General features: G+C 73.7%; 5 protein-coding genes and 1 pseudogene. 5 read left to right on the forward strand and 1 reads right to left on the reverse strand.

The window, feature by feature from the left end; all coding sequences use genetic code 11:
• Nucleotides 1-71 precede the first annotated feature (71 nt).
• The 5 genes from FV227_RS27045 (at nucleotide 72) to FV227_RS27065 (ending at nucleotide 7,371) form a co-directional block, all read left to right on the forward strand.
• Complete coding sequence (locus FV227_RS27045) at nucleotides 72-2,444, forward strand: Tex family protein (RefSeq protein WP_147860331.1); 2,373 nt, start codon at nucleotides 72-74, stop codon at nucleotides 2,442-2,444.
• Between the two features lie 270 nt (nucleotides 2,445-2,714).
• Nucleotides 2,715-3,119: a helix-turn-helix transcriptional regulator gene (locus tag FV227_RS27050; protein ID WP_147729573.1), complete on the forward strand. Its 405-nt coding sequence runs from the start codon at nucleotides 2,715-2,717 to the stop codon at nucleotides 3,117-3,119.
• A 182-nt stretch (nucleotides 3,120-3,301) separates the two neighbouring features.
• A complete protein-coding gene (gene metK, locus FV227_RS27055; protein ID WP_147729574.1) occupies nucleotides 3,302-4,480 on the forward strand; it encodes a methionine adenosyltransferase in 1,179 nt (392 codons plus the stop codon).
• Between the two features lie 103 nt (nucleotides 4,481-4,583).
• Nucleotides 4,584-5,309, forward strand: coding sequence for a tRNA (guanine(46)-N(7))-methyltransferase TrmB (locus tag FV227_RS27060; protein WP_147860332.1), 726 nt, complete (start codon nucleotides 4,584-4,586; stop codon nucleotides 5,307-5,309).
• 316 nt (nucleotides 5,310-5,625) lie between these two features.
• Nucleotides 5,626-7,371 carry an HWE histidine kinase domain-containing protein gene (locus FV227_RS27065; RefSeq protein WP_147860333.1) on the forward strand — a complete coding sequence of 582 codons (1,746 nt, stop codon included), beginning with the start codon at nucleotides 5,626-5,628 and terminating at the stop codon, nucleotides 7,369-7,371.
• 57 nt (nucleotides 7,372-7,428) lie between these two features.
• Here the strand turns inward: FV227_RS27065 and FV227_RS27070 are convergent.
• Nucleotides 7,429-7,714, reverse strand: a pseudogene (locus FV227_RS27070) (hypothetical protein); the annotation flags it as partial.

A 7,714-nucleotide genomic window follows, 5' to 3' on the forward strand; every position in this document is an offset into this window, starting at 1 on the left:
CGCCCGCTCTGGCCCCCCTCCCCCATCCGGGTTAGACACCGCGCCCCACGCCATCTGCAGGACGCGACCGGATGATCGGCATCACGCAGCGCATCGCCACCGAGCTCGGCGTCGCCGAGGCGCAGGTGAGGGCGGCGGTCGACCTCCTCGACGGCGGCGCGACGGTGCCGTTCGTCGCCCGCTACCGCAAGGAGGCGACCGGGGCACTGGACGACGCGCAGCTGCGCACCCTGGAGGAGCGCCTCGGCTACCTGCGCGACCTCGAGGAGCGCCGCGCCGCCGTGCAGGACGCGATCCGGGCCCTCGGCAAGCTCGATGCGGACCTCGCCCGGAAGATCGCGGCGGCCGAGACCAAGGCGCGGCTCGAGGACCTCTACGCGCCGTTCAAGGTCAAGCGCCGCACCAAGGCGCAGATCGCCCGCGAGGCCGGGCTCGGGCCGCTCGCCGAGGCGCTGCTGGCGCGGCCGGACCAGGCCCCCGAGCAGGCGGCGAAGAGCTTCTCGGGCAAGGACGGCTTCCCCGACGTCGAGGCGACCCTGGAGGGCGCCCGCGCGATCCTGATCGAGCGCTTCGGCGAGGATGCCGAGCTGGTCGGCGGCCTGCGCGAGGAGACCTGGCGGCGCGGGCGGATGCGCGCCTCGGTGCGCAAGGGCAAGGCCGAGGCCGGGCAGAAGTTTGCCGACTACTTTTCGTTCGAGGAGCCGCTCGCCCGCCTGCCCTCGCACCGGATCCTGGCGCTGTTCCGCGGCGAGAAGGAGGAGGTGCTCGACCTAGACCTCACCGACGCCGAGACGCCGCCGCCCGGCCGGCCGGCCTGGCAGGAGGCGCGGATCGCCCAGACCTTCGGCATCGCCGAGGCCTTCGGGATCGCCGAGCGCGGACGGCCGGGCGACCGCTTCCTCGCCGAGACGGTGCGCAAGACCTGGCGGACCAAGCTGAAGCCGGCGATCGACACGGACCTGCGGGCCCGGCTCTGGGCGGTGGCGGAGGCCGGCGCGATCTCGGTCTTCGCCGGCAACCTGCGCGACCTGCTGCTGGCCGCGCCCGCCGGCGCGCGGCCGACGCTCGGGCTCGATCCGGGCTTCCGCAGCGGCGTGAAGGTCGCGGTGGTCGACGCCACCGGCAAAGTCGTGGCCACCGACGCGATCTTCCCGCACGAGCCGCGGCGCGACTGGAACGGCGCCCTGGCGACGCTGGCCAAGCTGTGCCGCGCGCATCGGGTCGAGCTGATCGCCATCGGCAACGGCACCGCCTCGCGCGAGACCGACAGGCTGGCCGCCGAGCTGCTGGGCAAGCACCCGGAGCTGACGCTGACCAAGGTGATGGTCTCGGAGGCCGGCGCCTCGGTCTACTCGGCCTCGGCCTACGCCTCGGCCGAGCTGCCGGGCCTCGACGTGACCCTGCGCGGCGCGGTCTCGATCGCGCGGCGGCTGCAGGACCCGCTGGCCGAGCTCGTGAAGATCGAGCCGCGGGCGATCGGCGTCGGGCAGTACCAGCACGACCTTGCCGAGGGGAAGCTGTCGCGCTCGCTCGACGCGGTGGTGGAGGATTGCGTCAACGGCGTCGGCGTCGACGTCAACGTGGCCTCCGCGCCGCTGCTCGCCCGCGTGTCGGGGCTGAGCGAGCGGGTGGCGGCCAACATCGTCGTGCACCGCGACGCCAACGGCCCGTTCCGCTCGCGCGCCGCGCTGAGGAAGGTCGCCGGCCTCGGGCCGAAGGCCTACGAGCTCGCCGCCGGCTTCCTGCGGATTCGCGGCGGCAGCGATCCGCTCGACGCCTCGGGCGTGCACCCGGAGGCCTATCCGGTGGTGAAGAAGATCCTGGCCGCCACCGGCCAGCCGATCGGCGCCCTGATCGGCAATGGGGGGGTGCTCAGGGCGCTGAACCCGCGGGCATTCGTCGACGCCACCTTCGGCCTGCCGACGATCGGCGACATCATCGCCGAGCTCGAGAAGCCCGGCCGCGACCCGCGCCCGGCCTTCCGCACCGCGACCTTCCAGGACGGCGTCGAGACGATCGCGGACCTGAAGCCCGGCATGCGGCTCGAGGGCGTCGTCACCAACGTGGCCGCGTTCGGCGCCTTCGTCGACGTCGGGGTGCATCAGGACGGGCTGGTGCACATCTCGGTGCTCGCCGACCGCTTCGTGAAGGACCCGCGCGAGGTGGTGAAGCCCGGCGACGTGGTGCAGGTCCGCGTCGTCGAGGTCGACCCGGCGCGCAAGCGCATCGCCCTGAGCATGCGCGCGGAAGACGGCGAGCGGCCGGCGCGCCGCGAGCAGGGGCGCCAAGACCAGGCACGCCAGGACCAGGCACGCCAGGAGCTTGCGGCGTCGACGCGCGGGCCCGCGCCGCGATCCGCCGCCGCGCCGGCGCCGGAATCGGGGGGGGCCCTCGCCGACGCGTTGCGCCGGGCGGCGACCGCGCAGGGACGCGGACGTTCCTGAGATGGGAGGCCCGCACGGGATGGGAGGCCTCCGGGACGCCGGCCCCGCGAAACCGTTGCCGCGGCAACGGAATTCTCGTAGAGCGGATCGGAGAACGGCCGAGCTTGGCCGGCGGTGCGATCGCGGCGGCATCCATGCAGGCGGATACCGCTGGAGAGCCAACGGGTTATGAGGGTGACAAGCCGTGCGCCGGCAGCTAAGCTTGCGCAGGGCGAGGTCGCGGATGGTCGACGATTCCGCGTCCTTGGGGGCGCGCACGCGAGACGAGTGATGGCAGGCCAGAAGACGGATCAACGGGACGTTTATGTCGGGCAACGCATCGCGGAACAACGGCGCAAGGCGTCGTTGACCCAGCGCCGCGTCGCCCAGAGCTTCGGCATGTCCGCGGCGCAGCTGCAGAAGTACGAGAAGGGCACCAACCGCATCAGCGCGATCCATCTCGACATCTTCTCGCGCATGACCGGCGTGCCGCTGGACCACTTCTTCAACGGGATGCCCCGGGACGAGGACCACGCCGTCGAGGGTTTCGGCGACACGCCGCAGCGCCCGCTCGACGCCGGCTGGCAGGGCGTGGCCGAGATGGTGGCCCGCCACGTCTCCGAGAACTGCTCGGCCGACACGCGGCGCGACCTCGCCGCCGCGGTCCAGGCCCTCGAGCGCAAGTTGAGCGGCTGAGGCCACCGCGTCCCTGTGGTAGCACCTTCGGACCGATTGGCCGTCCGCTTCGTACGGTATAACGGATCCGTTCGGCATTCCACCTTGACCCTGCCGGGAGCCGGTGCCAGAACTCCGGCCCTCACAACCGGGTCAAGCGCCGCGATCAGGAAGGCGCACCCGTCAACCGGGGTGCTCTCACGATGCCGCGTTCAGACTTCCTGTTCACCAGCGAATCCGTCTCCGAGGGCCACCCCGACAAGGTGAGCGACCGGATCTCCGACACCGTGGTCGATGCCTACATCGCCGCGATGCCGGAAGCCCGCCTCGGCGTCGAGACGCTGACCACGACCAACCGCGTCGTGATCGCCGGCGAGGTCCGCGGCCCCGATTCGGTGACCTTCAAGGACCTCGAGGCGCTGTCCCGCGAGGCGGTGAAGGACATCGGCTACGAGCAGTCCGGGTTCCACTGGAAGAACAACGACGTGCAGATCTACCTGCACGCCCAGTCGGCCGACATCGCCCAGGGCGTGGACGCGGCCGGCAACAAGGACGAGGGCGCGGGCGACCAGGGCATCATGTTCGGCTACGCCGCCGACGAGACCCCGGAGCTGATGCCGGCCCCGATCTTCTACGCCCACAAGATCCTCAAGGACCTCGCCGACGCCCGCAAGGCCAGGCAGGGCGACGCGGCCAAGCTCGGCCCCGACGCCAAGAGCCAGGTCACGGTGCGCTACGCCAACGGCCGCCCGGTCGAGGCGACGCAGATCGTGCTCTCGACCCAGCACCTCGACGAGTCGCTCGATTCGGCCGACGTGCGCGCCATCGTCGAGCCCTACATCCGCGCGGCCTTGCCCGAGGGCTGGATCAACGAGGGCACGGTCTGGCACGTGAACCCGACCGGCAAGTTCGTCATCGGCGGCCCCGACGGCGATGCCGGCCTCACCGGCCGCAAGATCATCGTCGACACCTACGGCGGCGCGGCGCCCCACGGCGGCGGCGCCTTCTCGGGCAAGGACCCGACCAAGGTCGACCGCTCGGCGGCCTATGCCGCGCGCTACCTCGCCAAGAACGTCGTCGCCGCCGGCCTCGCCTCGCGCGCCACGATCCAGCTCGCCTACGCCATCGGCGTGGCCAAGCCGCTGTCGATCTACGTCGACCTGCACGGCACCGGCAAGGTCGACGAGGCCAAGCTCGAGGGCGTGCTGATGGACGCCCTCGACCTCTCGCCCCGCGGCATCCGCCTGGCGCTCGGCCTCAACAAGCCGATCTACGCCCGCACCTCGGCCTACGGCCATTTCGGCCGCGCCCCGGACGCCGACGGCGGCTTCTCCTGGGAGCGCACCGACCTCGCCGACAAGCTGAGATCGGCCCTGGCGTAAGGGTTTCGACCCCGCGCCGGCGGCTCCCTCTCCCGAACGGGAGAGGGTACCTGCGCCCGATCCGGTCGCCGATCGAGGCGTGAGCCTCCCAACGAGTTTCCCCGTGACCGACACCAGCCCCCCGGCCGACGCCTCCGAGCGGGCCTTCTTCGGCCGACGCAGGGGCAAGCGCCTGCGCGGGCTGCAGGAGCAGCGCCTGTCGGACTTGCTGCCGCGCCTGCGCGTCGCCCCGCCCGCCGACGGCCGCCCCCTCGACCCGGCGACGCTGTTTCCCGGCCTCGCGCAAGGCCCGTCGGAGGTCTGGCTCGAGATCGGCTTCGGCGGCGGCGAGCACCTGGCGGCGCAGGCGGCGGCCCATCCCGAGATCGGCATCATCGGCGCCGAGCCCTTCGTCAACGGCGTCGCCAAGCTGCTGCGCGCCGTCGACGAGCGGGCCTTGCGCAACGTCCGCATCCGCGACGAGGACGTGTCGCCGCTGCTCGCCGCCCTGCCGGATGCCAGCCTCGCGCGGGTCTACCTGCTCTACCCCGATCCCTGGCCGAAGCGGCGCCAGCGCAAGCGCCGCTTCGTCTCGGACGAGTCGCTCGCCGAGATCGCCCGGGTGCTGCGGCCCGGCGGCCTGTTCCGCTTCGCCAGCGACATCGACGACTACGTCGGCTGGACCCTGGTCCGCACCGCCCGCTGCCCGCACCTGCGCTGGACGGCGCGCACGGCCGCCGACTGGACGCAGCCCTATCCCGGCTGGCCCGGCACCCGCTACGAGGCGAAGGCGATCGCGGCCGGGCGCCGCCCGACCTACCTCGAGTTCGCGCGCGTCGCGCCGGGCTGAGGCCCCGTCCGCAGGCGACGATGCGTGAGGTCGCGGGGCCGGCCACCGGGAGCCGGAGGAGAGCGCCGGTGGCCCGGCGCAGGCGACCCGCACGATCCTCGCGGCGGCCTCGGGCGGCGTTCGGCGGCTTTCTTCGAGGATCGGCCGGGGCGACGTGCTGAACTAAGCTGTTGTCGAAGCCGCAGGCGCCGCCGGGCGACTTGCCCCGCTTCGGCCCCGGCCCCATCTTGGGCGCGCTCCTGTCGGGCGCCCGCTCGGTGCCTCCGTCGGGGCGACGCTTTTCGAGACGGCGCGACCGCGCGTTCGAGGGGACGGTGTGACCGACAGGGACGATCACGGCCCGGTGGACGACCCGCGGCGCGCGGCCTTCGAGGAGGCCGCCATCGGGCTGGCCGTGCTGTCGCAGGACGGCGCGCGCCTGCGCGACGCCAACCCCGCGCTCTGCGCCCTGCTCGGCCACCCACCCGGCGCGCTCGCGGGGCGGCCGGTCGCCGACCTCGTCGGCGGCGGCCGGATCGCCGACGGCATCCATCCCTGGCTCCATGCCGACGGCGGCTCGGTCGAGGTGCGGGTGCGCCGCTCCGGCGCCGGCGGGACCGTCCTCGTCGTCGAGGCGGTGGATGCCGACGAGGCGGCCCGCTCCGAGGAGAACCGCCAGGACCTCGCCGCGGCGGGCCTCGGCGAGTGGCGCTGGGAGCGGAGCACCGGCCGCCTCGTGCTGTCGCGCCGCGCCGCGCAGATCCTCGGCCATCCCCCCGGCTCCTCCGCGACCTGGGACATCCTGCGCGCCGGCCTCTCCGCGGGCGAGCCCGACCGGATCCAGGCCGTGGTCCGGGACGCGATGGCGCGCGACGGCGCCTACCGCTTCGAGACCCGCCTGACGCGGGAGGCGGACGGGCGCGAGATCATCGTCGACGTGCGCGGCCGCCCGGTCCACGCCGAAGACGGGCGCCGCACCGGCATGGTCGGCGTGGTGCAGGACGTGACCACGCGGGTCGAGGCCCGCGACGGGCTCGCCGCCCGCGACCAGCGCCTGCGGGTCGCGACCACGGTCGCCCGGCTCGGGATCTTCGAGTGGCACATGCTCGAGGACCACGCGATCTGGGAGAACGAGCGGATGTTCGAGATCTTCGGGCACGCGCCCGAGGACGGCACCATCGGCAAGACCGAGTTCCTCCGCGATACGCTGCACCCGGACGATCGCGCCGCGGTGCGGCTGGCGATCTCGCAGGCGCTGCGCGACGACGCGATCCTGCACACCACGGGCCGCATCCGCCGCCGCAGCGACGGCGCGTGGCGCACCATCGACCTCGCCGGCCGCTTCGAGCGCGACGCCCCGAACCGGCTGCCGCGGCGGCTGATCGGCCTCGTCGCCGACGTCACCGACCAGCGCCTGGCCGAGGAGCGGCAGGCGCTGCTGATCCGCGAGCTGCACCACCGGGTGAAGAACACCCTGGCGACGGTGCAGGCGATCGTCGGCTCGACCGCGCGGACGGCGTCCAGCATCGAGAGCTTCTACGAAGCCTTCGTCGGCCGCATCAAGTCGCTCGCCCACACCCATTCGGTGCTCACCGAGGCGACCTGGCAGACAGCGGACCTGCGCACGCTGCTGCTGAGCGAGCTGCGCCCCTACGCCGAGGCGCAGGCGGGCGAGGGCGAGGCCGCCGATGCGGACGGGGCCCTCGACGGCCGCATCGTGCTCGACGGGCCGGACACGGCGCTGCCCTCCGAGATCGCGGTGCCGATCGGCATGGCGATCCACGAGCTCACCACCAACGCCGCCAAGTACGGCGCGCTCTCCAACCGGCGCGGGCGGATCTCGGTCGCCTGGGCGGTCCTGCCGGGCGGCCCGGCCGGGATGCTGCGCTTCGCCTGGCGCGAGAGCGGCGGCCCGGCGGTGGAGCCGCCCCGCCGCCAGGGCTTCGGCTCGCGCCTGCTGCAGCGGGTGCTGACGACGCAGGTGCAGGCCGAGGTCGAGACCCTCTACGCCCCCGGCGGCTTCGCCCTCACGATGCTGGCCCCGCTTCCGGTGCGGAACGCCAGCCTCGACCCGCCGGGCTGACGCACGGGCACGTGCCCCTTCCCCCTCTGCGGGGGAGGGAGAGCGCGCGAAACGCCTTCAGGCGGCGCCGCGGCTGCCGGCTTCGCCGCCGCCCTCGACGAAGGCCTTCAGCTCGTCGAGGGAGGCGAAGGTGAAGCGGCCCTGCGGTGTGTCCGCCTCGATCGCGCCGTCGGCGTACATCACGTAGGTGTTGCCGCCCGAGGCGTAGCGGCCGACGACCTCGCGGGTGTCCGGCTCGGGCTCGGGGGCCTCCCGCGCGGGCTCGGCATCGAGGCTCCGGCGCAGGGCCGGCGGCTCGGTCGGGGCGAACAGGTCGTCCTCCGGCTCTGGGGCGGGCGGAGGC

The sequence above is a fragment of the Methylobacterium sp. WL119 genome (genome assembly GCF_008039875.1).
GTDB lineage: Bacteria > Pseudomonadota > Alphaproteobacteria > Rhizobiales > Beijerinckiaceae > Methylobacterium.